21 protein-coding genes are annotated in these 25546 nt (G+C 68.5%); 12 read left to right on the top strand and 9 right to left on the bottom strand.

The genetic code is table 11. From position 1 onward, the window contains the following. Nucleotides 1-5 precede the first annotated feature (5 nt). Together KXV01_RS13280 and KXV01_RS13275 are read right to left on the bottom strand one after the other, a co-directional pair. Entirely contained in the window at nucleotides 6-452 is a 447-nt protein-coding gene (locus KXV01_RS13280) for a 3-dehydroquinate dehydratase (RefSeq protein ID WP_004153636.1), read from the bottom strand. Between the two features lie 3 nt (nucleotides 453-455). Then, on the bottom strand, nucleotides 456-857 hold the full coding sequence (locus KXV01_RS13275; protein ID WP_019661885.1) for a hypothetical protein: 402 nt from the start codon (nucleotides 855-857) through the stop codon (nucleotides 456-458). 257 nt (nucleotides 858-1114) lie between these two features. On the opposite strand from KXV01_RS13275, the gene lepB reads away from it, so the two are divergent. After that, a complete protein-coding gene (gene lepB / locus KXV01_RS13270) occupies nucleotides 1115-1741 on the top strand; it encodes a signal peptidase I (RefSeq protein WP_099496102.1) in 627 nt (208 codons plus the stop codon). A 125-nt stretch (nucleotides 1742-1866) separates the two neighbouring features. Continuing rightward, nucleotides 1867-3123, top strand: a complete 1257-nt coding sequence (locus KXV01_RS13265) for an MFS transporter (RefSeq protein WP_099496103.1) — start codon at nucleotides 1867-1869, stop codon at nucleotides 3121-3123. Nucleotides 3124-3217: 94 nt separating this feature from the next. Here the strand turns inward: KXV01_RS13265 and KXV01_RS13260 are convergent, their stop codons facing one another. Further along, entirely contained in the window at nucleotides 3218-4126 is a 909-nt protein-coding gene (locus KXV01_RS13260; protein WP_049439147.1) for a LysR family transcriptional regulator, read from the bottom strand. A 266-nt stretch (nucleotides 4127-4392) separates the two neighbouring features. After that, nucleotides 4393-5361, bottom strand: coding sequence for a LysR family transcriptional regulator (locus KXV01_RS13255; RefSeq protein WP_049410934.1), 969 nt, complete (start codon nucleotides 5359-5361; stop codon nucleotides 4393-4395). Nucleotides 5362-5470: 109 nt separating this feature from the next. Here KXV01_RS13255 and aceB point away from each other — a divergent pair, with 109 nt between their 5' ends. The 4 genes from aceB to KXV01_RS13235 all read left to right on the top strand — a co-directional run bounded on the left by aceB (nucleotide 5471) and on the right by KXV01_RS13235 (nucleotide 12439). Continuing rightward, a complete protein-coding gene (gene aceB, locus KXV01_RS13250) occupies nucleotides 5471-7093 on the top strand; it encodes a malate synthase A (RefSeq protein ID WP_099496104.1) in 1623 nt (540 codons plus the stop codon). A 64-nt stretch (nucleotides 7094-7157) separates the two neighbouring features. Beyond that, on the top strand, nucleotides 7158-8459 hold the full coding sequence (gene aceA, locus KXV01_RS13245; protein WP_049410939.1) for an isocitrate lyase: 1302 nt from the start codon (nucleotides 7158-7160) through the stop codon (nucleotides 8457-8459). Between the two features lie 433 nt (nucleotides 8460-8892). Beyond that, nucleotides 8893-9933: a GGDEF domain-containing protein gene (locus KXV01_RS13240; protein WP_049410942.1), complete on the top strand. Its 1041-nt coding sequence runs from the start codon at nucleotides 8893-8895 to the stop codon at nucleotides 9931-9933. A 4-nt stretch (nucleotides 9934-9937) separates the two neighbouring features. Next, nucleotides 9938-12439, top strand: a complete 2502-nt coding sequence (locus KXV01_RS13235; protein ID WP_099496105.1) for a putative peptide modification system cyclase — start codon at nucleotides 9938-9940, stop codon at nucleotides 12437-12439. 7 nt (nucleotides 12440-12446) lie between these two features. On the opposite strand, the gene KXV01_RS13230 is transcribed toward KXV01_RS13235, so the two are convergent. After that, nucleotides 12447-12743 carry an NHLP-related RiPP peptide gene (locus tag KXV01_RS13230; RefSeq protein WP_005420725.1) on the bottom strand — a complete coding sequence of 99 codons (297 nt, stop codon included), beginning with the start codon at nucleotides 12741-12743 and terminating at the stop codon, nucleotides 12447-12449. A 138-nt stretch (nucleotides 12744-12881) separates the two neighbouring features. Between KXV01_RS13230 and KXV01_RS13225 the strand changes: the two genes are divergently transcribed. Continuing rightward, nucleotides 12882-14048, top strand: coding sequence for a putative peptide maturation dehydrogenase (locus tag KXV01_RS13225; protein ID WP_049438816.1), 1167 nt, complete (start codon nucleotides 12882-12884; stop codon nucleotides 14046-14048). A 19-nt stretch (nucleotides 14049-14067) separates the two neighbouring features. On the opposite strand, the gene KXV01_RS13220 is transcribed toward KXV01_RS13225, so the two are convergent. Genes KXV01_RS13220 through KXV01_RS13210 form a run of 3 tightly spaced genes read right to left on the bottom strand, consistent with a single transcriptional unit; the run spans nucleotide 14068 to nucleotide 18876 of the window. After that, nucleotides 14068-16050 (bottom strand): acetyl/propionyl/methylcrotonyl-CoA carboxylase subunit alpha, encoded by a 1983-nt coding sequence (locus KXV01_RS13220; RefSeq protein WP_049410952.1) that lies wholly within the window; start codon nucleotides 16048-16050, stop codon nucleotides 14068-14070. Nucleotides 16051-16091: 41 nt separating this feature from the next. After that, nucleotides 16092-17702 (bottom strand): carboxyl transferase domain-containing protein, encoded by a 1611-nt coding sequence (locus tag KXV01_RS13215; protein WP_099496107.1) that lies wholly within the window; start codon nucleotides 17700-17702, stop codon nucleotides 16092-16094. 10 nt (nucleotides 17703-17712) lie between these two features. After that, nucleotides 17713-18876, bottom strand: coding sequence for an isovaleryl-CoA dehydrogenase (locus tag KXV01_RS13210; protein WP_014035590.1), 1164 nt, complete (start codon nucleotides 18874-18876; stop codon nucleotides 17713-17715). Between the two features lie 158 nt (nucleotides 18877-19034). Between KXV01_RS13210 and KXV01_RS13205 the strand changes: the two genes are divergently transcribed. The 3 genes from KXV01_RS13205 (at nucleotide 19035) to KXV01_RS13195 (ending at nucleotide 21987) form a co-directional block, all read left to right on the top strand. Continuing rightward, the gene (locus KXV01_RS13205) at nucleotides 19035-19652 is read left to right on the top strand and encodes a TetR/AcrR family transcriptional regulator (RefSeq protein WP_049413500.1); all 618 of its coding nucleotides are present in this window, start codon (nucleotides 19035-19037) and stop codon (nucleotides 19650-19652) included. Between the two features lie 197 nt (nucleotides 19653-19849). Beyond that, nucleotides 19850-20368 carry a c-type cytochrome gene (locus KXV01_RS13200; protein ID WP_005420711.1) on the top strand — a complete coding sequence of 173 codons (519 nt, stop codon included), beginning with the start codon at nucleotides 19850-19852 and terminating at the stop codon, nucleotides 20366-20368. A gap of 173 nt (nucleotides 20369-20541) precedes the next feature. Next, entirely contained in the window at nucleotides 20542-21987 is a 1446-nt protein-coding gene (locus KXV01_RS13195) for an ExeM/NucH family extracellular endonuclease (RefSeq protein WP_099496108.1), read from the top strand. 300 nt (nucleotides 21988-22287) lie between these two features. Here KXV01_RS13195 and KXV01_RS13190 read toward each other — a convergent pair whose 3' ends face one another. Beyond that, nucleotides 22288-23145, bottom strand: coding sequence for a hypothetical protein (locus KXV01_RS13190; protein WP_099496109.1), 858 nt, complete (start codon nucleotides 23143-23145; stop codon nucleotides 22288-22290). Between the two features lie 43 nt (nucleotides 23146-23188). Here KXV01_RS13190 and KXV01_RS13185 point away from each other — a divergent pair, with 43 nt between their 5' ends. Both KXV01_RS13185 and zapE read left to right on the top strand, forming a co-directional pair. Beyond that, entirely contained in the window at nucleotides 23189-23860 is a 672-nt protein-coding gene (locus KXV01_RS13185) for a CocE/NonD family hydrolase (protein ID WP_099495442.1), read from the top strand. Then, nucleotides 23857-24957, top strand: coding sequence for a cell division protein ZapE (gene zapE, locus KXV01_RS13180; RefSeq protein WP_049415791.1), 1101 nt, complete (start codon nucleotides 23857-23859; stop codon nucleotides 24955-24957). Before KXV01_RS13185 ends, zapE begins: the two co-directional genes overlap by 4 nt. The last annotated feature ends 589 nt before the right edge of the window (nucleotides 24958-25546 follow it).

Below are 25546 nucleotides of genomic sequence, written 5' to 3'. Positions count from 1 at the left end.
CAGCGTTACGTCCCCACGTGCACGCGGTTCGCCTGTTCGGCCAACCCCAGGTGATCCAGCGCGATATCCAGCGCCAGCACATAGCTCTGCGCGCCATACCCAGCAGCGATGCCCAGGCGCTGGCCGACACCGGCCGGCAGGCACGGTTCGGCCACTGCGCCGTCGTCATGCACCTCTACGTACGCGTTGTGCAGATAGGGCAGCAGCCGCTGCAGGCGCAGACTGTTGGCACACGCACCCGGGTCAAGCAGGGTCACCTCGCCGCGGCTGTGGTCGGCCACGCGCAGCGCGTCCAGCAGTTCCTGCTCCGAACCGCAGGCACGGATCGCCACGCTGGTGCCGGCGTCGATCGCGCGGTGCACCAGTGACTTCAGCACCGGTGCCGGCAGCGGCATCGCGGTTCGGATCAGGGCGCCGGCGGCTTCCGGGCCGCGGATGATGAAGATCGACATGACTCAGCCCTCCTGTGCCAGGCGGCGGCCGACGATGGCCAGCGACAACGGGTAACCGGCCTGCTGGCTGCGCTGGTCGACCACCACGGCGGCGGGGCCGTGCTGCAGGCGCAGGCGTGCATCCAGACCAGGTTCGCTGGGAGCCTGCAACTCGATGTACTGCGCCGGCAGCCGTTCCAGCGCCGCCTGCAGCGCGCCACCTTCGGCCTGCCATTGCGCCTCGTCGGCGGCACCGACATCCAGCAGCACCCAGTCGGCCGATCGCGCCTGCGGCTGGCACAGGCACTGGCGCACCTCGGACAGGCTGGCGCAGTCGCTGCACAGCACGCGATGGCCGGCCAGCTGTGCCGGCAGTTGGGGACGCGGTGCCGACGAAGAGGCGTGGCGGATCACCAGGAGGGTCATACAACACCTTGCGGAATGCGCCCTGTGGCGCGGTGGGCACACGATGCACGTGCTGGCCGTAAAGGTGCGATGCCCGTGGCCGGGTGCGCGCGTAAAACCTGCGTAACCCTTCCTGTAGAGCCGAGCCTACGCTCGGCTGGCGTGCACCGACGCTTGAAGAGCAGCCGAGCGCGGGCTCGGCTCTACAACAAGCCGGCGCGGGAACCTCTCCCGCCCGGATGTGGTCTGATGCAGTCACCACCCACCCGGAGCCCGTCATGGATGCTGTTGCCCGTCCCCCCTTTTCCCAACGCGCCGTGGCCTGGCTGAAGAAGGAGGCATTGCCGCTGCTGGTGATGCTCGGCCTGCTCGCCGCCGCCCGCGATACCCTAGCCAACCATTACGTGGTGCCGAGTGGCTCGATGCAGCCGACCCTGCAGCCCGGCGACCGGGTGGTGGTGGACATGCGCGCCTATGGCCTGCGCCTGCCGTTCACCAACACGGAACTGATGGCGACCGGCACCCCGCGGCGTGGCGAGGTGGCGGTGTTCGACTCACCGGCCGACGGCACCCGCCTGATCAAGCGCGTGGCGGCGGTGGCCGGTGACCATGTGCAGATGCGCGAGGGCCATCTGAGCATCAACGGCCAGCCGCTGCAGATGGCCGACCTGCAGGACGTGGAAGCCTTCGGCGAGCGCCGTGCCCGCCTTGATCTGGACATGGGCGGCGGTCCGGACATCGCCGATCTGGTGGTGCCGGCCGGCAAGGTGCTGGTGCTGGGGGACCACCGTGGCAACAGCTTCGACGGCCGCTTCTTCGGCTTCGTCGACGCCGACAAGCTCTATGGCCGCGCGGTGGCGGTGTACTACCGCCGCGGTGACGGTTTCGAGTGGCAACGGCTGTAAGCTGAATTGATACTTTCTGTATATCAATCCTGATCTATCAGGTTATGGATCGACTGGATCGACGGGCCTAGTCTGAGGCCCGTTCCCTCCCATGCCCGGCCGTCCCCCACCGGCCCATCGATCCCATGACTGGCGAAACCGCGGCGGCCGTCGAACGCCGCCCCCACACCGTCGACTCCAGCGCCGAGACCCGCATCCAGCAGGGTACGCCGGCCTTCCGCCGCACCGCGCTGGCACTGTTCCTGGCCGGCTTTTCCACCTTCGGCCTGCTGTATACCGTGCAGCCGCTGCTGCCCGAGTTCAGCCGCCACTTCGGCGTGTCGGCCGCCGGCAGCGCGATGTCGCTGTCGCTGACCACCGGCACGCTGGCGGTGGCAATGCTGTTGGCCGGCCTGCTGTCCGACGCGGTCGGCCGCCGCCCGTTGATGATTGCCGCGCTGCTGGCCTCGGCCATGCTGTCGCTGAGCACGGCGCTGGTGGATGACTGGACCACGCTGCTGGTGCTGCGCACCCTGCTCGGCCTGGCGCTGAGCGGCGTGCCGGCAGTGGCGATGACCTACCTGGTCGAGGAAATGGACAGCCGCGCGCTGGGCCTGGCGATGGGCCTGTACATCGGCGGCAACGCCATCGGTGGCATGAGCGGGCGCCTGCTGGCCGGCATCATCGCCGATCACTGGGGCTGGCGCTGGGGCATCGGCGTGGTCTCGATCATCGCGGTGGCCAGCACCGTGCTGCTGTGGCTGCAGCTGCCGCCGTCGCGCCACTTCCATCCCCGTCGTGACGGCCTGCGCCAGTTGCCGTTGCGCTGGCGCCTGCTGTTCGCCGACCCGGGCCTGCCGTGGCTGTTCGCCACCTCGTTCGTGCTGATGGGCGTGTTCGTCACCCTCTACAACTACCTGGGCTATCACCTGCTGGCGCCGCCGTACCACCTCAGCCAGACCGTGGTCGGCCTGATCTTCAGCGTGTACCTGGTGGGCACCTTCAGTTCGGCGTGGATGGGCCAGCAGGCCACGCGCTACGGGCGCGGCCGCATCCTGTCGATCTCGTTCGCGCTGATCGGCGCCGGCATCGCGCTGCTGGCAATGCCGTGGCTGAGTGCGATGGCACTGGGTATCGCGCTGGTCACGTTCGGCTTCTTCGGCGGCCACTCGGTGGCCAGCAGCTGGGTTGGCAGCCGCGCTGGTGCGATGCGGGCGGAAGCCTCGGCGATGTACCTGTTCGCCTACTACCTGGGATCCAGCGTGCTGGGTGGGGTCGGTGGCCTGGCCTATGCGGCCTGGGAATGGCTGGGCGTGTGCGCGTTCGCTGCCGTGCTGACCCTGATCGGGGGCGGCATCATCTGGGCGCTGCAGCAGCGCGCCCCGCAGCCGGTCACCGCGTGACCCAACGCGTACGGTAGTGCCGGCCGCTGGCCGGCATGCCGGCCCATGTGGGGTTGCCGGCCAGCGGCCGGCGCTACCCGGGTGGAGTGCACGCCTACCCTTCGGCGAACGCTCCGCGCAGCAGCCCGGCGAAGTTGCGGATCAGCGGCGTGACGCGCTCGCGATGCCACGCCAGCTGCACCTCCGAATGCGCCCCGGCGTCGGCCAGCGCGACGAAGCGTGCGCCTTCCACCCGGATGTGGTCGCAGGACGATGGCAGGATCGCCGCGCCCAGCCCGGCGGCGGCCAGACTGATCAATGTCGACGCCTCGCCGGCCTCCTGCACGATGCGCGGCGTGAAGCCCGCGGCTGCGCACAACGCGATCATGTGGTCGTGGATGCCCGCGCCGGCGCTACGGCGGAACGCTACGAACGGCTCCTGCGCGAAGTCGCGCAGCGACAGCGTGCCCTGCCTCGACAGCCTGCGCAGGGCAGGGTGGTCGGCGTGCACGATCAGCGCCAGCGGGTCGACGAACAGGCTGTGCGCCACCAGTTCCGGCGGCAGCGCGCGCTTGCGGATGATGCCCACGTCCAGTGAACCGTCGAGCAGCGCGTCGATCTGCTGCAGCGTGTTCATCTCGCTCAGCTGCAGCCGCACCTGCGGGTACTGCTGACGGTAGCGCAGGATCGAACGCGGAATCTGCGGAGACAGCGGCGTCGCCCGGGTCAGACCGATATGCAGTTCACCCTGCTCACCACGCTGTGCACGCTGCACCTCGTCCACGGCCGTTTCCACCTGCTGCACGATGGCGCGCGCGCGCTCCTGCAGCAGTTCGCCCGCAGGCGTCAGCTGCACGCGACGATGGCTGCGCACGAACAGGCGCGCGCCAATCAGTTCTTCCAGCTGGCGGATCTGCTGGCTGAGCGGCGGCTGTGACATGCCCAGCCGCTCCGCCGCCTGGCCGAAGTGCAGCGTATCGGCGACAGCGAGGAAGTAGCGCAGGTGACGGAGTTCGATGGACATGCGTCCAGTTTATTCATCGTCAGCCGGGAATGGGGTCAGAGCCCGCTGCGCAGCAACGGGATCCGACCCCGACAGATCGCGGAAACCTGTCAGAGGCGGGGCGGTGTGGGTGGGCAGGACCGTTGGCGCCATGGATGGCGCCATCGAGCCCCCAGGGAGGTACGGCGTGTCCTGCCCACCCACACCGCCCCGCCATCAACGGATAGCAGGCTTTTGCTGTTGCTTTGGCTTCAGCAGGTGCAGGGCGCAGCCCTGCCGGCAAACCCTCACCGCTCCGAATGCCCGCTCTGATCGTAATCGCGCGGACTGAACAACTCCGGCTGGATCAGCTCGATGAACGCCCGCGCCTGCGCCGACAACGCCTTGCCCCGGCGCACGATCACCCCGTAGCTGCGCTCGGGGAACCAGCGCTTCATCGATCGCGCCGCCAGCCGCTCGTGGTCGGCCTCGTTCAGGCACAGCGCCGGCACGATGGAAATGCCCATGCCCATCGCCACGTACTGCTTGATCACTTCCCAGCCCCCCACCTCCAGCGCCACGGTGTAGGCGATGCGGTGGCGCTGGAATACCTGGTCGACCAGCCGGTAGGTGATCTGCCGCTTCGGTGGCAGCACCAGCGGATAGCGCGCGATGTCGGCCAGCTCCAGCTCGGCACCGCTGGCCAGCGGATGGTCATGCGGCGCGATCAGCACCTGTTCGAAGCGGTAGGCCGGCGCATAGCTGAGGTCGGCCGGCACATCGGTCATCGAACCGATCGCCAGGTCGGCGGCATCCTCGCGCAGCAGGTCGGTGCCGTCGGCGCTGATCGCGTTGTGCAGGGTCAGGCGCACGTCCGGGTGGTGCAGGCGGAAGCGCTCGACGATCTTCGGCAGCAGGTACAGGATGGTCGAACTGTTGGCGGCAATGTTCAGCTCACCCGCGTCCAGGCCGCGCACCTTGTCGCGGAAGCGCGCCTCCAGCCCGTCCAGGTTCTCCACCAGCGGCTGCGCCATTTCGTACAGCAGCTGGCCCTCGCGGCTGGGCACCAGGCGGCGCCCGCTGCGCTCGAACAATGGCACCCCCAGCTCCCGTTCCAACGCCTGCAACTGCAGGCTGATGGCCGGCTGGCTGACGAACAGCGCCTCAGCCGCCCGTGAGACCGAGCCGAGGCGCACGGTCTGGCAGAACGCGCGCAGCGGCTTGAGCCGGTCGGATTTGTAGGAAAAACGAGGACTTGGCGAGGCGCGTGTGCTCATCGTGTAACGAGTATTAGCACAATTTATGTAAAACATTGCAAAAACTGTTTTGCCAAATACTGAGGCCCGGCGGCACCGTGGAGACGTTCCCCACCGCTGGAGTCGCCCCATGTCCGCCGTCGCTTCCGCTGTTTCCACCCCTGCCAGCAAGGCCACCCCCGGCATCGCCCTGGCGACCCGCGTGGCCGGCCAGGACATCGTGCTGCCGGCGCCGCTGCTGGCCCTGCTGGTGTCGCTGCACCGTGCGGTGGAACCGGGCCGGCAGGCGAGGCTGCAGGCCCGCCGCGAGCGCCAGGCGTTCTTCGACCAGGGCGGCCTGCCGGACTTCCGCGAAGACACCACCGCGATCCGTAGCGGCGACTGGCGCGTTGCGCCGCTGCCGGCCGCGCTGCAGGACCGCCGCGTCGAGATCACCGGCCCGACCGACCCGAAGATGGTCATCAACGCGCTGAACTCCGGCGCCAAGGTGTTCATGGCCGACTTCGAGGATTCGACCTCGCCGACCTGGCGCAACCTGCTGGCCGGCCAGCAGTCGCTGGCTGCGGCGGTGCGCGGCGATCTGGAATACACCGCCCCCAATGGCAAGCACTACACGCTGCGCCCGTACGACGAACAGGCGGTGCTGATCGTGCGCCCGCGTGGCTGGCACCTGGACGAGAAGCACGTACGCGTCGACGGCCAGTTCCTCGCCGGTGGCCTGTTCGATGCGGCGGTGTTCGCCTTTCACAACGCCCGCACCCTGCAGGCGAAGGATCGTGGCCCGTACTTCTACCTGCCCAAGCTGCAGAGCATGGAAGAGGCGGCGCTGTGGGAGACCGCGCTGTCGCACATCGAGGGCATGCTCGGCCTGCCGCACGGCCAGATCAAGGTGACCGTGCTGATCGAAACGCTGCCGGCGGTGTTCGAGATGGACGAGATCCTGCACGCGCTGCGTGATCGTATCGTCGGCCTGAACTGCGGGCGCTGGGACTACATCTTCTCGTACCTGAAGACCTTCCGCCGCCACGCCGACCGCGTCCTGCCCGAACGTGGCCAGGTGACCATGACCCAGCCGTTCCTGAAGGCCTATTCGGAACTGCTGATCCAGACCTGCCACCGCCGTGGCGCGCATGCGATGGGGGGCATGGCCGCGCAGATTCCGATCAACAACGATGCCGCCGCCAACGAACAGGCGATGGCCCGCGTGCGCGCCGACAAGCTGCGCGAAGTCAGCGCCGGCCACGACGGCACCTGGGTCGCGCACCCGGCGCTGATTCCGGTGGCGATGGCGATCTTCGACGAGCACATGCCCGGCCCGAACCAGCACGGCGTGCTGCGCCAGGATGTGCGCGTCGGCCGCGACGAACTGATCGCGCGGCCGCCGGGCACGATCACCCGCGCCGGCTTCGAAGGCAACGTGGAAGTCTGCGTGCGCTACCTGGCCGCTTGGCTGGATGGCAATGGCTGCGTGCCGATCCACCACCTGATGGAGGACGCGGCCACCGCCGAGATCAGCCGCAGCCAGCTGTGGCAATGGCTGCACACCCCGGGCCAGCAGCTGGATGACGGCACTGCGATCGACCTGGCCCTGCTGGATGCCACCCTGGCGCAGCTGCCGGCGCGGCTGGGCGACTCCACCGCGCTGCCCGGCGGCGCGCGCATCGGCGAGGCCATCGCCCTGCTCGGCGAACTGAGCCGCAGCGACGAACTGACCGATTTCCTGACCCTGCCGGCCTACGCGCGCATCGACTGACCGCCGCCCGCGTCTGCCGCCGTTTCCCTCCCCGCTGCACGCACGAACCGAACTGGAGAAAGACATGAGCAAGCTGCCCACTGCCGAACAGATCCAGCACGACTGGGACACCCACCCGCGTTGGGAGGGCATCCAGCGCAACTACAGCGCCGCCGACGTGGTGCGCCTGCGCGGCACCGTCCACATCGAGCATTCGCTGGCCCGCCTGGGCGCCGAGAAGCTGTGGGCGTCGCTGCACGAGCGCGAGTTCGTCAACGCGCTGGGTGCGCTGACCGGCAACCAGGCCATGCAGCAGGTCAAGGCCGGCCTGAAGGCGATCTACCTGTCCGGTTGGCAGGTGGCGGCCGACGCCAACCTGGCCGGGCAGATGTATCCGGACCAGTCGCTGTACCCGGCTGATTCGGTGCCGGCGGTGGTCAAGCGCATCAACAACACGCTGCTGCGCGCCGACCAGTTGCACCACGCCGAAGGCAAGGATGACATCGACTTCCTGCAGCCGATCGTGGCCGATGCCGAGGCCGGCTTCGGCGGCGTGCTCAACGCCTTTGAACTGATGAAGGCGATGATCGAGGCCGGTGCCGCCGGCGTGCACTTCGAGGACCAGCTGGCCTCGGTCAAGAAGTGCGGGCACATGGGCGGCAAGGTGCTGGTGCCGACCCGCGAGGCCATCGAGAAGCTCAACGCCGCGCGCCTGGCCGCCGACGTGCTGGGTGTGCCGACCCTGCTGGTCGCGCGCACCGATGCCGAAGCGGCTGATCTGCTGACCAGCGACATCGACGGCAACGACAAGCCGTTCACCACCGGTGAGCGCACCGTCGAAGGCTTCTACAAGACCCGCAACGGCCTGGACCAAGCGATCAGCCGCGGCCTGGCCTATGCGCCCTACGCCGACCTGGTGTGGTGCGAGACCGGCAAGCCGGACCTGGAGTTCGCACGCAAATTCGCCGAGGCGATCCACGCGAAGTTCCCCGGCAAGCTGCTGGCCTACAACTGCTCGCCCAGCTTCAACTGGAAGAAGAACCTGGACGACGCCACCATTGCCAAGTTCCAGCGCGAACTGGGCAGCTACGGCTACAAGTTCCAGTTCATCACCCTGGCCGGGTTCCATGCGCTGAACTACGGCATGTTCAACCTGGCCCACGGCTACGCACGCCGCCAGATGAGCGCGTTCGTGGAACTGCAGGAAGCCGAGTTCGAAGCGGCCGAGCGCGGGTTCACTGCGGTCAAGCACCAGCGTGAGGTTGGTACCGGCTATTTCGACGCGGTGACCCAGGCGATCCAGCAGGGCCAGTCCTCGACCACCGCGCTGACCGGCTCGACCGAGGAAGAACAGTTCCATGGCGGGCGCAGCGAACGCGCGGCGTGATGCGGCGCGCCGCGTGATCCGGTAGTGCCGGCCGCTGGCCGGCAATCACAGGATGCTCCCAGCGCGGCGTGGCAGCCGGCCAGCGGCCGGCTCTACCGCCTCGAAATCCGATCAGGGTGGCCAGGGAAGGGCCAGGCAACGCCGGCCGGTCGGGGGACCTGCCGGCGTTGTTGTATCGATGCAAGGGTGCAGCCAGCGGGCAGCGTCAATCAGGCGCACCCCGGGTTCCGGCAACTTGGCCGAATCCCTGTGAAACCCGGCATCGAATTGATCCAGCAGGGGTTTTGCCCGGGCACCCGTGACCAGAACGGGCCACCACCGATCTTCACATCAATCAAGATCGGCAGAAGGGCCAAAATGAGATAGGGCGCACACTTTAAAGCGGTGCTATGCTCCGCGGCTCACCAGGGGACGCTGGCGGCGGGTGCAGGGAATGACCGGCAGGGGTGCGGCCGAGAACAGTGACATGACGACAGGTATCGCCCGGGTGGCGATGGCCGAGATCGTGCACGCGCTGTTGTCAGATGCCGAGGTGGCATTGTTCGCCAGATTCGCCCGCGCATGCAAGCTCCGTGCCGGGCAGTGGCTGTTCCAGCGTGGCCACCGCGGCGAGCGCATGTATGTGATCCTCGAGGGCCAGATCGAACTGGACTTCGGCGAGGACCTGGTGATCAAGACACTCGGGCAGCATGAGTTCTTCGGAGAACTGGGCCTGCTGGTCGGCGACCACCTGCGCAGCGCCAGCGCGCGCGCGCTGGTCGACTGCGATGTGCTGGAACTGGGGCCGGCTGATTTCCACCGGCTGGTCGAATCCGATCCGGGTCTGGTGGCCTACTTCCTGCGCCGCACGATCATGCGCGTGCTGGCCAACGAACAGGCCCTGATCAGCCAGCTGCGCCGGCGCAACCACGATCTGGAAACCGCGCTGGACAACCTCTACATCACCACCCACCAGCTGACCCACACCCGCGAGCTGGTGCGTACCGATGAACTGACCGGCCTGCACAACCGCCGTGGCCTCACCCTGTACCTGCAGGAGTGCCGCGAGCGTGCCGAGGGGCCGCCGCAGGCGCTGCTGCTGATCGACTGCGACCGTTTCAAGCAGATCAATGACCGCCACGGCCACCAGGCCGGCGACCGGGTGCTGCAGAGCATGGGCAACATCCTGCGCTCGATGGCTGGCGAACAGGACCTGGCCTGCCGGCTCGGCGGCGACGAGTTCTGCCTGATGCTGCGCCGTGGCAACCGCGAGATCGTGCAGCACGCTGCCGAGTTCATCCTCAGTGCGGTGCACGGCCTGCTCGAGCGCAGCCACGGTACGCCGCATGTAAGCCTGGTCAGCATCGGGGCCAGCCTGCTGGATGCCGACGCGGGCTGGAGCGAGTGGTATGCCAGCGCCGATCGGGCGCTGTACCGGGCCAAGCGTGATGGCGGCAACTGCCTGCGCTGGGTGGATGATCCGGACGGCCAATAGGGAGATGCAGGCGATGAATGGCGACAACGGAACGTCAGCCCCGCATAGCCCACAGCTACGCGCCCTGCTGTTCACTGATCTGTGTGATTCGCTGCAGCTGGTCGAGCGGATCGGCGACGTGGCGGCGGCGAACCTGTTCCAGGAGCACGACCGCCTGGTGCTGGTGCTGCAGCACCGCTGGAATGGCCAGCTGATCGATCGTTCGGACGGCCTGTTCATGCTGTTCGAGCGCGCCATCGATGCCCTGGGCTTCGCCCTGGACTACCAGCGCGAACTGCATGCGCTGGGCCAGCAGCGTGCGATTGAACTGCGCGCACGTGCCGGCCTGCATGTGGGTGACGTGCTGACCTGGGAAAACAGTGCCGAGGCGGTCCGCGCCGGTGCCAAGTCGATGGAAGTGGAAGGCCTGGCCAAGCCGATGGCGGCGCGCCTGATGATGCTGGCCCGGCCCGGCCAGATCCTGTTGTCGGCGGTAGCCGAATCGCTGACCCGCCGTGCCACCGATGCGTTGGGGGAGCGCGGCACGCGCCTGTTGTGGAAGTCACACGGGCGCTGGCGCTTCAAGGGCGTGCCGGTGGTACAGGAAGTGATCGAAGTGGGCGAGATCGGCTCCGCACCGCTGCGCATGCCGCGTGCCAATGCCAAGGCCCGCCGCGACCTGCCGTTGTGGCGGCAGCCGCTGGTGCTGGCCGCGGAAGGCTTGGTACTGACGGTGGTGGTGCTGGGCGGGTGGCTGCTGCTGCGGCCGGAACCGGCGATCGCGTTCGCCGAGCGCGACTGGGTGGTGCTCGGTGATGTCGACAACCTCACCGGCGACCCGATCTTCGACGACTCGATGCGGCACGCCATCCGGATTGCGCTGGAGCAGTCGCGCTACGTGAACGTGCTGTCGGAGGGCAAGATCCGCGAAAGCCTGGAAATGGCGCGGCTCTCGGGCGATACCCGGCTCAGCCGCGATACCGCGGCCAACGTGGCGGTGCGGGAAGGCGCGCGCGCCGTGCTGCTGCCGACGGTGCGGCAGAAGATCGGTGGCTACGAGCTGGCCATCGATGTCGCCGCACCCGGCACCGGCCAGGTGATCCAGACGTTCACCGCCACCGTGGATCGATCCGACCAGATGGTGTTCGCGGTGGACGACGTGGTCGGGCGCCTGCGTCGCGGACTGGGCGAATCGGTGGCGAGCCTGGAACAGTCGTTGCCGCTGCCGCGGGCATCGACCCAGGACCTTCGCGCACTGCGGGCGTTCGCGCTGGCCGAGAATGCACTGGGCCAGCGTCGCTTCGAGGAGGCGCGCAACCTGTACCAGGCGGCGATCGATATCGATCCTGGTTTCGCCCTGGCCTACATGGGCGTGGCCAAACTGCATGCGCGCGTCGAAGAAGGGCGGCGTGCACGCGAAGCCATGCAGCATGCGCTGGACCTGCAGGATCGGCTGCCGCCACGCGAGCGGCTGTACCTGAAGGCCTGGATGGCCGAGCTGGAGCCGGGTGGCTGGGCGCTGGAGCAATGGCGCACGCTGGCCAAGGTCTATCCGGATTCGTTCGCGGGGCTGTCCAACACGTCCTGGTACCTGCTGCAGGCCAACCAGTTCAGCGAGGCCGAACCCTATGCGCGTGCGGCCGCAGTGCCGCAGGATCCGCTGCGGCTGTATCCGCTGGTCCACCTGGTGCGGATACAGATCGCTGCCAACCAACCGCAGCTCGCTGCCGAAACGCTGGCCCAGGCGCAGGTCCTGCGCGGTCGCGATGATGCCGATGAGACCGGCGTGGATGTGCTGGTGGCGCAGGGACAGTACGCGAAGGCCGCGCAGCTGTTGCCGCAGATCCACGCCAGTGATGGCCTGCAGGAGCGGATGAAGCTGCGTGCGCAGTTGTTGCTGGCTGCTGCGCAGCGCGATTGCGCGGCCATGCAGCAGGCGATAAGCGAAGATGCAGCGGCGCCGACGCTGATCGACCTGCAGGTGCAGCAGCGCCTGCAGCACGCCAGCGTGGCGGCGCTGTGCCCGAGCGCTGACCGTGCCGGGCTGCAGGCCATTGCGGCGCTGCTGCAGCCGATGCTGCAGGAGCGTGATGATCCCATGCTGCATGCCCGTGGCCTGCAATGGCTGGCGCTGGTCCACCTGGCGCAGCGGCAGGGCCAGTTCGAACTGGCCAGGCGTTGGCTGGACGAGCAGCGGCCCCTGCTGCGCAGCCTGCGCAGTCCGGTCGCGGACCGCTGGCTGCGCATCGTCAGCGCCATGGATGAGCTGCAGAGGCAGCGGCCCGAGGCGGCCCGCACCCTGATCGAGCCGATGCTCGATGGCAGCGAGCCGGTGCAGGCGCACGTCGTGCTGCTGCTCGCGCTGCGTGCGCAGGGCGATGAAGCCGCCGTACGCCGCCAGCAGGCATGGCTGGCCCAGCATCGCGGCCAGGCCATTGCCGAGGTCACCGCCCTGCAGGTGTGGCAACCGCTGAACGTGCATGACGTCTCCACGTGGGGCACGCCGGCCACGGCCGGCGCACCCTGATGGCGGGTCAGCCGTCGATGCGCTCGCCGACCTTGCCGGCTTCGAAGCAGAACACCACGGTCATGGCCGCCACCGACCCGGACAGGTGGGCCTGCAGCCCGTCACGCACCTGGCTCAGCTCTTCGACCGAGGCCAGGGTGCCGATCTTCATGCAGTCGTTCTCGCCAACGGCACCGTCCAGCCCGATCGAGGCCAGCGCCTTGGCTGGCGACGCGGTGAAGTGGCTGCGGAAGTCGTCATTGCCGATCAGGTGGTCCAGCAGGAGGCTGGCGTCTGCGGCGGAAAGGCGGGGATGGGTGCTCATGGGGATCGTCCGTAGGTGGAGTTTCTCGTATCGGCCGCGACAGCCTGCCATTGAGGGCCGCGCTGTGCACATCGCTAAAGTTGGCCGCGCCGCGGTCGTTGCTGCTATGCCGGTTGTGCGGCAGAAGGAAGGAAACCCATGCGCCTGCGCCGCTGCGCCAGCCTGATGTTCGAGCCCCGCGAGGCAGTCACCCTGGACCTGCGCGCGATGCTGGCCGGCCATGCCGAGATGGACAGCCAGATCAGCTGGGTGGCGCTGGCCGCGCATCTGGACCAGCCACTGCCGGTGGACGCCGAGGAGCGCCAGCTGCTGGGCGAGCTCAGCGCGCACCGCTGGAGCGAACCGCCCGCCGATGCCTCCCCGGCGATGCTGGCCCGCCTGGTCGAGCAGGGCCTGCTGCTGACCGACCCGCCGAGCGAGGTGGGGCACCAGCTGCGCGACGAGGCGCTGCGGCGCAGCCAGTGGTGGCCGCTGGCTGCACTGGCCCATCGCCATGCACGCTGGCAGGCCGTGGACAGCGTGGAGGACATGCGCCGGCAGGGGTTGGACACCGCTGCCGGCCTGCGCCAGCGCCTCGGGCCGCCACCGCCGGTGGTGCAGCCCATGCAGGGCGACTACCAGCCGCTGCCGCGCAGCGAAGAGGCCGCGTTCGACGCACTGCTGGCGCGCCGCACCACCTGCCGCAATTTCGACCCGCAGCGCGCGCTGCCGCTGCCGCTGCTGGCCCAGGTGCTGCAGCGCACGCTGATGGCGCACGCGGTGCAGAAGGTCGAGCGCGATACCGAGTTCCTGAAGAAGAACGTGCCCTCCGGTGGCGGCCTGCATCCCACCGAAGGTTTCCTGCTGGTACAGAACGTAAAGGGGCTGGCACCTGGGCTATACCACTACCACCCCGTGCAGCACGCGGTACTGCCGTTGCCCTCGCCGCCGCCCGATGCATTGCCGGCGCTGGCGCGGCGGATGCTGTCCGGGCAGGCGTGGTTCGCCGATGCGCCAGCGCTGCTGGTGCTGGCGCCGCGCTATGACCGCTGCTTCTGGAAGTACCGCAACCACGCCAAGGCGCATCGTGCGGTCACGCTGGATGTCGGCCACATCTCGCAGCTGCTGTATCTGTGCGCGACCGAGCGCGGGCTGGCGGCGTTCGTGACAGCGGCCATCAACGATGCCGATGTCGATCGTGCCTTCGGCTTCGACGGCATCGGCCAGAGCGCGATGGCCATCTGTGGCCTGGGCTGGCGCAGTGCCACGCTGGACACGGCCGAATTCGATCCCGCCGGGCGGGTGGCAACGGGCGACGACCGCTGAGCGGTCGCCACCCCAGCGTTCACGCCGCCTCGAAATCGACCAGCACCGCGCCGTCGCCGACCTGGTCACCGGCCTTGGCGCGGTAGCCCTTCACCATGCCGTCGGCCGGTGCCTGCAGGGTGTGCTCCATCTTCATCGCTTCCAGCACCACCAGCGGCGTGCCGCGCTTGACCTCGGTACCGGCGGCGACCAGCGTGGCCACGATCTTCCCGGGCATCGGTGCCAGCAGGCTGCCGGCATCGGCCACGGCGTGGTCCGATTCGCCCACCGGATCATGCAGGGTGAAACGGTGCTGGCCGTCGGTGCCGAACAGGTACAGCTGGTCACCGTCGCGCAGCAGCTGCAGCGACCCGCGGCGGTCGCCCAGCTGCACCGCCAGCCCCCGCTCATCGGCTGTGCCGATCACCTGCACGGGTGCTGCGTCATCGCACTGCACACGCCAGCCATCGGCCTGCGCCCACACCTTCAGCGTGTGCCGGCGTTCGCCCTGCTGCAGCGGCAGCACGCGCGGCGCGGGCGCGCCAAGGCGCCAGCCGTCCTGCGCCTGCCACGGCGAATGCGGGTCGCGCGCATCGCTGGCTGCACCTGCAGTAGTGGCCACGGCGGCCACCGCCGCCAGCAGCCACAGCGCATCATCGCTGTCACCCACCCGGCTCAATGCGGCCTGCTCGCGCTCGATCAGCGCGGTATCCAGCTTGGCGTGGGTAAACGAATCGGTGTTCACCAGGCGGCGCAGGAAACCGGCATTGGTGGTCACGCCCACCACCTGGCAGTCGGCCAGGGCCTGGCTCATGCGGCGCAGCGCGGCGTCGCGGTCCACGTCCCAGACGATCAGCTTGGCAATCATGGGATCGTAGTACGGCGTGATGCTGTCGCCTTCCTCGACACCGGTATCGACGCGCACGTGGGCCGACGCGGCCGGCAGGCGCAGGCGGCGCAGGGTGCCGGTGGACGGCAGGAAGCCGCGGTCGGCGTCTTCGGCATACAGCCGCGCCTCGATGGCGTGGCCGTGGATCGCCAGCTGCTCCTGGCGCAGCGGCAGCGGCTGGCCCGAGGCCACGCGCAGCTGCCACTCCACCAGGTCGGTGCCGGTGATGTACTCGGTGACCGGGTGTTCGACCTGCAGGCGGGTGTTCATTTCCATGAAGTAGAAATCGCCGTCCGGGCCGGCGATGAATTCCACCGTCCCGGCACCGACGTAGCCCACCGCGCGCGCGGCATCGACCGCGGCCTTGCCCATCGCAGCACGACGTTCGGGGCTCATGCCCGGGGCGGGCGCCTCTTCCAGCACCTTCTGGTGGCGGCGCTGCACCGAGCAATCGCGCTCGAACAGGTAGACCGCATCACCGTGGCTGTCGCCGAACACCTGGATCTCGATATGGCGCGGGCGCTCGACGTACTTCTCGACCAGCACATGGTCGTTGCCGAATGCCGAGGCGGCCTCGCGCTGGCAGCTGGCCAGTGCATCGACGAAGTCCTCGCTGCGTTCGACCTTGCGCATGCCCTTGCCACCGCCACCGGCGCTGGCCTTGATCAGTACCGGGTAGCCGATGGCATCGGCCTGCGCGCGCAGGAACGCCGGTTCCTGCTGGTCGCCGTGGTAGCCCGGCGTCAGCGGCACACCGGCCTTGGCCATCAATGCCTTGGCGGCGCTCTTGTCACCCATCGCGCGGATCGCGCTGGCCGGCGGCCCGATGAAGGTGACGCCGGCGGCGGCGCAGGCATCGGCGAAGTCGGCATTCTCGGACAGGAAGCCGTAACCCGGGTGGATCGCCTGCGCGCCGGTCAGGCGTGCGGCGTCGAGCAGCGCGTCGCCCCGCAGGTAGCTCTCACGCGCGGCGGCCGGGCCGATGTGGATGGCCTCGTCGGCCAGGCGTACGTGGCGTGCATTGCGGTCGGCATCGGAATACACCGCCACGGTGGCGATGCCGAGGCGGCGGCAGGTGGCGATGACGCGGCAGGCGATTTCGCCGCGGTTGGCGATCAGGACTTTGGTGAACATGGCAACGGGCTTCATGGGAGCGTGCTCGGTCATGGCATGGATTACATGCGGAACACGCCGAAGCGCGTCTGCTGCGGGGCGGCGTTGAGGCTGGCCGACAGCGCCAGCGCCAGCACCCGGCGGGTGTCGGCCGGATCGATCACGCCGTCGTCCCACAGGCGCGCGCTGGCGTAGTACGGGTGGCCCTGCTGCTCGAACTGGTCGCGGATCGGTGCCTTGAACGCGTCTTCCTCCGCTGCCGGCCACTGGCCACCCTTGGCCTCGATGCCATCGCGCTTGACCGTGGCCAGCACGCTGGCGGCCTGTTCGCCACCCATCACGCCGATGCGCGCGTTCGGCCACATCCACAGGAAGTTCGGCGAGTATGCACGGCCGCACATGCCGTAGTTGCCGGCACCGAACGAACCGCCGATGACCACGGTGAACTTCGGTACCCTGGCACAGGCCACCGCCATCACCAGCTTGGCACCGTCCTTGGCGATGCCGCCCTGTTCGTACTTGCGGCCGACCATGAAGCCGGTGATGTTCTGCAGGAATACCAGCGGGATGTTGCGCTGGGTGCACAGCTCGATGAAGTGCGCGCCCTTCAGTGCCGACTCGGAGAACAGGATGCCGTTGTTGGCGATGATGCCGATCGGGTAGCCGTTCAGATGAGCGAAGCCGGTGACCAGCGTTGCGCCGTAGCGCGGCTTGAACTCATCGAAGCGCGAGCCATCGACCAGCCGCGCGATCACTTCGCGCACGTCGTAGGGCTTGCGCGTATCGGCCGGGATCACCCCGTACAGTTCGTGTGCTGGCAGCAGCGGTTCTTCGGTCGGCTGCACCGCCATTGCCGATTCCGGCTTGCGCCAGTTGAGCTGGGCGATGATCGCGCGCACCCGTGCCAGTGCCTGCAGGTCGTTGTCGGCCATGTGGTCAGCCACGCCGGAGATGCGCGTATGCACATCGGCACCGCCCAGTTCCTCGGCCGTCACCACTTCGCCGGTGGCCGCCTTCACCAGCGGCGGGCCGCCGAGGAAGATCGTGCCCTGCTCGCGCACGATCACCGTCTCGTCGCTCATCGCTGGCACATAGGCACCACCAGCGGTGCAGCTGCCCATCACGCAGGCGATCTGCGGAATGCCCTGCGCCGACAGGTTGGCCTGGTTGTAGAAGATGCGGCCGAAATGGTCGCGGTCGGGAAAGACTTCGTCCTGCAGCGGCAGGAACGCGCCACCGGAATCGACCAGGTAGATGCACGGCAGGTGGTTCTGCTCGGCGATCTCCTGCGCGCGCAGGTGCTTCTTCACCGTCATCGGGTAGTAGGTGCCGCCCTTGACCGTGGCATCGTTGGCCACGATCACGCATTCCACGCCGCTCACGCGGCCGATTCCGGCCACTACGCCAGCGGCCGGCACGGCGTCTTCGTACATGCCGTGCGCGGCCAGCGGCGCGATTTCCAGGAAGGCGCTGCCGGGGTCGAGCAGCGCGTCGATGCGGTCACGCACCAGCAGCTTGCCGCGCGCGGTGTGCTTGGCGCGTGCGGCTTCGCTGCCACCCAGCGCGGTGCGGGCAAGGGTGGCATGCAGGTCGTCGACCACGGCCTGCATGGCCGCGCGGTTGCTTTCAAACGTTTCGCTGCCCGGTTGCAGCTGGGTGCTCAATACGGTCATCGCAGTGGCCTTACAGGGTGCGCTGGAACAGTTCGCGGCCGATCAGCATGCGGCGGATCTCCGAGGTGCCGGCGCCGATCTCATACAGCTTGGCATCGCGCCACAAGCGGCCGGTCGGGTATTCGTTGATGTAGCCGTTGCCGCCGAGGATCTGGATCGCCTGGCCGGTCAGCCAGGTGGCCTTCTCGGCGGCGTACAGGATGGCACCGGCGGCGTCCTGGCGGGTGGTGCGGCCCTGGTCGCAGGCGCGTGCCACGGCATAGACATACGCGCGGCAGGCACCCAGGCCCACGTACATGTCGGCGATCTTGGCCTGGATCAGCTGGAAGCTGCCGATCGGCTCGCCGAACTGGTGGCGCTCGTGCACGTATGGCATCACCACGTCCATGGCCGCGGCCATCAGGCCCAGCGGGCCACCGGACAACACCACGCGCTCGTAGTCCAGGCCGGACATCAGCACGCGCACGCCACCGCCGACCTGGCCCAGCACGTTCTCTTCAGGAATCTCGCAGTCCTGGAACACCAGCTCGCAGGTGGGCGAAGAACGCATGCCCAGCTTGTCCAGCTTCTGCGCGGTGGAAAAGCCCTTCATGCCCTTCTCGACCAGGAATGCGGTGATGCCCTTGGCGCCGGCTTCCATGTCGGTCTTGGCGTAGACCACCAGCACGTCGGCATCCGGGCCGTTGGTGATCCACATCTTGTTGCCGTTGAGCACGTAGCGGTCGCCGCGCTTGTCCGCGCGCAGCTTCATCGACACCACGTCCGAACCGGCACCCGGCTCGCTCATCGCCAGCGCGCCGACCAGGCTGCCGTTGCACAGTCCGGGCAGGAAGCGCTGCTTCTGTTCTTCGTTGCCGTTCTTGCGCAGCTGGTTCACGCACAGGTTGGAGTGCGCGCCATAGGACAGGCCGATGCCGCCGGAGGCACGCGAGATTTCCTCCATCGCCACCACGTGGGCGAGGTAGCCCATGCCGGTGCCGCCGTATGCTTCTTCCACGGTGAGGCCGAGCAGGCCCTGTTCGCCGAGTTTCGGCCACAGCGCCAGTGGGAACTGGTTGCTGGCATCGGCCTCGGCAGCCAGCGGAGCGACCTCGGCGGCGGCAAAATGGGCCACGCTCTGGCGCAGCAGGTCGATGTCTTCGCCAAGATCGAAGTTCAGGGATGGCACGTGCATTGTGGTGGCTCCACGGCGGGATGGCAGGAATGGACGCACCCGGCGGGGGAGTGGGCGGCGGTCTGCAGGACCGTCACCCACACGGGCGATGGCCCCAGCGTAGCGGGGTTCGGGTAAGAAGTGAATACGAATTCAAAAATTGAAACTAGAATCAGAACATGGCCTATAAACGCTCTGCATTGATGGAAGAACGCCTGGCGGGCGCCCGTGAACGGATCCTGCTGGCCACCCGCGAGCTGGTCGCCACGGGCGGCTGGCGCAATGCCCCGGTGACGGCCGTGGCGACCCAGGCCGGGGTGTCCACCGGCCTGATCTATCGCCACTTCCCGTCCAAGGCCGAATTGTTCGTGGAAGTCCTCAATGCTGCCGTGGCCCACGAGGTCGCAATCATGGAGCGGATCGCCAGTGGCCCGGAGGCAGCCAGCGAGCGGCTGCGGCTGGCCATCACCGCCTTCGTCCGCCGTGCCCTGGCCGGGCCGGGGCTCGCGCACGCCTTCATCGTCGAACCGGTCGACCCGGATGTGGAAGCCGAGCGCATGCGCGGTCGTCGCGCATTCGGCGACGTGTTCCTGCGGCTGGTGGAGGAGGGCGTGGCGGCCGGTGAGCTGCCTGCGCAGGACGCGCATGTGGCCGCCGCCTGCCTGGTGGGTGCCTTCACCGAAGCGATGGTCGGCCCGACCGCACCCAGCCGCGAAGCGCACCGCGACGAAGACGCGCTGGTGGATGCGATCTGCAGCTTCTGCCTGCGCGCGATCGGCGCCCCGGCAATTCGGTAGCGCCGGCCGCTGGCCGGCTTCTGCGCGATCCATCTGGCAGGATGGTGATGCCGGCCAGCGGCCGGCACTACCGGGTGGGCATGCTGCGCCGCATCAGCAGTGACGCCTGTTGTCGCACGCAAAGTGCGTTCTATACTCGGCCCATCACGCAGTCGCTCAGCCGTGGTCCAACGACTATCAGCCAGGGGTAACGAAGAGTGCGGAATTACGATCTGGAGTTCCTGAAACGCTTCTCCATGGTGATCGCGCTGCTGGCGACCATCACCCTCGGCCTCATCCTCCTTGCCGCCTACATCCACACCCGGATTCCGCCCGAGGTGTCGCCGACCGCGGCCAAGCGCACCGAACAGCGCATCTCGCCCACCGGCGCGGTCTATGCCGGCAGTACCGGCGCTGCCGCGCAGGCCGCCGCCAAGGCCGCCGCGCTGGCCAAGGCCGCGTCGCAGGTGGCCTACGGCGGCACCAAGGATGGCAAGGTGATCTTCGACAACCTGTGCACCGCCTGCCACACCACCGGCGTGGGCATGGCACCGACGCTGGACCATTCGCACTGGGACAAGCGCATCGCGCAGGGCAAGGACACGCTCTACAAGCACGCCATCGAGGGCTATACCGGCCCCGACGGCGGCATCATGCCCCCCAAGGGCGGCAACCCGGCCCTGACGGAAGAACAGATCCACGCCACCGTGGACTGGATGCTGGCCAATCTGAAGTAAGCGGTAGTGCTGGCCGCTGGCCGGCAACCACACATCGCACGAAGGTCATGAGGTTGCCGGCCAGCGGCCGGCACGACCCAGGCTTTGCCCACCAAGGTCAAAACCCCGCCCGCAGGCGGGGTTTCGCATTTCAGGGTTAGTCTGTGCGCCCTCGTCCCAGGAATCGCCCGTCGATGCGCCGCTGCTCCCTAGCCCTTGCCCTGTCCCTGCTGCTGCCGGCCGGCGCCATCGCCCAGGCCCAGCCGCAGGCCACGACGGTCGCGACGCCGCCCGCTGCGCGCAGCAGCGCCAGCGTGGTGCTGACCGCCGCGCCAGCCGACTGGCGCGCGCTGGATGGACAGCGCGTCCGCATCGCCGCACCGCTCACCCTGGCCGGTAGCGATGGCCTGGAGCACTTCGGCCAGCTCACGGTGGCGTTCGATGGCCGCCTCTGGCAGCCGACCGAAGTGGCCGCGCCGGGCACCGCCGGCTACGAGCAGGTGATGGCCGACAACCAGCGCCGCCGCCTGGTGCTGGAAGATGGCAGTGATGCCCGCGATCCGGCCAGCGTGGCGTACCTGCCGGGCAGCCCGGTGCTGCGCACCGGCATGCAGCTGCGCGACGTGCAGGGCATCGTGCGCGTGGACGCGCAGGGCCATCCGCGCCTGCAGGTCGAGGGTGTGCTGAAACTGCCGGAACTCAAGCGCCCGGCGGTGCCGACGGTGCCGGGCAGCCTGCACGTGGCCGCCTTCAACCTGGAGAACTTCTTCAACGGTGATGGCCAGGGCGGCGGCTTCCCGACCCTGCGCGGCGCCCGCACGCTGGACGAGCACAAGGCGCAGGTGGCCAAGCTGGTCACCACGGTCAACGCGCTGGGCGCCGACGTCGCCGCGTTGATGGAGCTGGAGAACGACGGCTACGGCCCGCAGTCGGCCATCGCCGAACTGGTCGATGCGCTCAACCGCGACCGCGGCGCGCAGGGCGACTGGCGCTTCGTCGATGCCGGCAACGGCCCCGGCGACAACCCGATCCGGGTCGGCATCATCTACCGCAGCTCACGCCTGCAGCCGGTCGGCACGCCGGCCACGTTGACCGGTGGCCCGTTCGTCGAGCACAGCCGCGTACCGTTGGCGCAGGCCTTCCAGGGCAGGCAGGGCGCGCCGTTCGTGGTGGTGGCCAATCACTTCAAGTCGAAGGGCTGCCGCGACGCAAGCGGCGCCGACGCCGACCGCAACGACAACCAGGGCTGCTGGAACGCCACCCGCGTGACCTCGGCGCAGCAACTGCATGCCTGGCTGCAGACGGATCCGACCGGTACCGGTACAAAGGACGCGGTGCTGCTCGGCGATTTCAATGCCTACGCGATGGAAGACCCGATCCGCACCCTGCACGACCTGGGCTGGCAGGACGCGTTCAAGGTTGCCAAGGTCGAGCATCCCTACAGCTACGTCTACAACGGCTACACCGGCCGCCTCGACCACGCGCTGCTGAGCCCGGGCATGGCCAGGCGCCTGCGCGGCGCCGCCGAATGGCACAGCAATGCCGACGAGCAGGACGCCAGCGGTTATCAGGGCCGCAACGTGCAGGGCCCGTGGCGCAGTTCCGACCACGACCCGCTGCTGCTGGGCTTCGACAGATAAGGTTCGCCGGGCATCTGCTCTGGGGGGACCTTGATCGGCACGGATGCTGCCGTTGCTTTTGATCTTCCATTCCGCCTTCAAGCGAGCCGAGCATCGCAGGGGAATCGGGGGCGAAGAGGCGCCGATGTCTGAGCGCAGCGAGTTTGGCGCTGTCCCCTGATTCACCGACAAGCGCAGGGAACCGGTGCACAGCACCGGCTCGCGGCTGGCGGCGCGTTTCTTTTGGTTACTTTTCTTTTCGCGCGAAAAGAAAAGCGACATCCCACCGCGGGCGCGGAAATGGCCCGCCGCAACCAACGCTCACCCCCAGGCGATCAACCCGATCGCCAGCACCGCCAGCGCCAGGCCGGCGCGGTTCCACTTCGTGGTGGCCTCGCCGAAGGCGAACACGCCCACCAGCGCGCCCAGCACCACCACGCCGATGTTCATGCCGGCGAACACGGTGGCCGGGTTGTCCGGCATCGACTGGTGGGCGTGCACATAGAAAAGAATGTTGCCGCCATTGAGCAGGCCCAGCAGCGCACCCGCCCCCAGGTTGTGCCAGGCCAGCCGGCTGCGGCCACTGACATGCCGCCACAGCTGCAGGGCCAGCATCAGCACGAAGGCCACGCTGAAGCTGGTCAGCACCGCCGCCATCGACGGCGTGCCCGAGAGCGCCACCTGCTTGAGCAGCACGTCCACCACCGCAAACCCGGCCCATACGCCCAGCAGCCAGCCCCAGCCGCCGGGCGAGGACGCCACCGCCGGGCCGCGCGGGCGCAGGCTGATCGCCACCATCGCCAGCAGGCCCAGGCCGAGCCCGGCCAGCTTCCACGGCGTCGCAGTCTGACCGAAGAACAGGAAGGCGGCAGCCAGTGACAGCAGCAGCGACAACCGCTGTGCCACATCGCTGCGGACAATGCCGGCCACCGCCACCGCGCGGCCCAGCACCAGGAAGATCGAGGGCAGCACCACCGCCAGCGCCAGCAATGACGGCCACGGCGCATGCGGCGCGCGCAGCGCATCCAGCGGCGGCTGCAGCACCACGGCGGTGAGCGTTGCCGCCACCAGATAGTTCCAGGTGACCATCTGCGCGACATCCAGCTGGCGGCGTCCGGCCACCTTCAACAGCACCGAAACCAGCACGCTGCAGATCACGGCCAAAGACAGGTAGAGCATGGGGCGGGCACAGGGCAGGGGCGGGGGACGGTATCATGGTGCCATGCACAAGCCCCCGTTCCCCGTCGCCCCCGGCGAAACCGCCTGTCTCCAACTGGATGGCCCGGCCGGCCCGCTGGAAGTGGTCGTCGACCTGCCCAAGGCCGATGTGCCGGTGCAGCCGATCGTGGCCATCGTCTGCCATCCGCTGTCCACCGAAGGCGGCACCCTGCACAACAAGGTGGTCACCATGACCGCCACCACCCTGCGCGAGCTGGGCGTCGCCACGGTGCGCTTCAACTTCCGCAGCGTCGGCGCTTCGGCCGGTACCTTCGATGGCGGCGTGGGCGAGCAGGATGACCTGAAGGCGGTCGCCGCCTGGGTGCGCAGCCAGCGCCCGCACGACCGCCTGTGGCTGGCCGGTTTCAGCTTCGGCGCGTTCGTTTCGCTGAAGGCCGCTGCCGCGCTGCAGCCCGAAGCACTGATCTCGATCGCGCCGCCGGCCGGCCGCTGGGATTTCGATGGCATCGCACCGCCGGCGCGCTGGCTGGTGATCCAGGGCGAGCAGGACGAGATCGTCGACCCGCAGGCCGTCTACCAGTGGCTGGACACGCTGGATTTCCCGCATGAGCTGGTGCGCATGCCCGAGACCAGCCACTTCTTCCACCGCAAGCTGATCGACCTGCGCGGCGCGCTGACCCACGGCGTGAAGCACTGGCTGGGCGCGGCGGCATGAGTGCAACCGAGTTGACCCCGTCGCAGCGGTACGCGGAAGGGGTTGCCCGTGGCGACTGGCAGGACGACCCGGCCCAGCATGCGGCGCTGGCCGAGCTGGACCGCATCCACCTGGGCCTGCTGGACAGTGCCGAGGACGGTTGGCTGGACCGCCTGTCCTCGTTCTGGAAGAAGCCCGAACCGGTCAAGGGCCTGTACTTCTGGGGCGGCGTCGGCCGTGGCAAGACCTTCCTGGTCGACCTGTTCTACGACGGGCTGCCGATCAAGCAGAAGTACCGCACGCACTTCCACCGCTTCATGCGCAGCGTCCATGAGCGCCTGCGCGAGCATCAGGGCCAGAGCGACCCGCTGGCGAAGATCGCCCAGGAATGGCGCAGCAACCTGCGCGTGCTGGTGCTGGACGAGTTCTTCGTCACCGACATCGGCGATGCGATGCTGCTGGCGCGGCTGCTGGAGCGCCTGTTCGCCGAGGGCGTGACCCTGGTGACCACCTCCAACACCGCAGTGGAGAACCTGTACCTCAACGGCCTGCAGCGCGAGAGCTTCCTGCCGGCCATCGGCCTGTTGCAGCGCTTCTGCGTGGAGCTGTACGCCGAAGGCACCGAGGACTACCGGATGCGCGCGCTGACCCGCTCGCCGGTGTACCGCGCACCGTTGGCCGCCGACAGCGACGACTGGCTGGCCACGCGCTGGAGCGAACTGAGCGGCGGCCAGCCGGCCAAGCCCGGCAACATCGAGATCGAGGGCCGCAAGATCCCGGTCCGGGGCCGCGGCAAGAGCATCGCCTGGTTCGATTTCGCCGCGCTGTGCGAGGGCCCGCGTGGGCCGTCGGATTACATCGAGATCGCGCACGAGTTCAACACGGTGCTGCTGGGCGGCATTCCCGCCTTCGATCGCCTGAACGAGGATGCCGCGCGCCGCTTCGTCAACCTGATCGACGAGCTGTACGACCGCCACGTCAATCTGGTCTGCACCGCCAGCACCTCGCCGGTCGAGCTGTACACCGGGCAGCGCCTGCAGGGCGCGTTCGAGCGCACCGCCTCGCGCCTGATCGAGATGCAGAGCGCCGAGTACCTGGGCACCCCGCACCGGGCGTGAGGGGTTCCGCGCGAATGCAATGCCGGCCAGCGGCCGGCACGACCACCCTGGGATTCCGGTAGTGCCGGCCGCTGGCCGGCAATGATCGGGGGATAGGGCGCAACGGCGTTTCCCTGCGGCCGCTCCTCCGGCCTGGCCGCCACATACGGCCTCGCGTCGCTGCCCGGCGGGTGATCCCGGCATCCACCGGATTCCCACCGGCTGCCCACCCTCTATCCACAGGGTTGTCCCTAGCCAGTTTCATCACTGTCATGTGAAGCTGTCATTGTTCCGTTTCCGCGGTGCGTTGTGCCACCGCCATGACGCCTTTCGGGCTTGACTGCGCAGCCCGTTCCGGCAGGTCTGAAGCGTCTGATCCGGGCGCCGATGGCACGATCCTTGCGGCGCAAGGGATTGCCGAATTTCACTACATTTGGCGTTGACGGACCCCACTACCCCCACTATCTTGTGGCCGTCGGTCGCAGCAACCCCACGTCTGGGGGTTGGCCGCAGTCTCCATCGGCGATCGTCAACGGCAGTGGCAGGCGCAGGGTCTCATCCCCTGCGACGCCGTCCTGCCATCCTGGGCCGTCATGTCCCGGGCTGCGTC

The organism is Stenotrophomonas sp. Ps181, assembly GCF_025697425.1.
Lineage (GTDB): Bacteria > Pseudomonadota > Gammaproteobacteria > Xanthomonadales > Xanthomonadaceae > Stenotrophomonas > Stenotrophomonas sepilia.
This window is presented reverse-complemented; position numbering and strand designations above follow the sequence as displayed.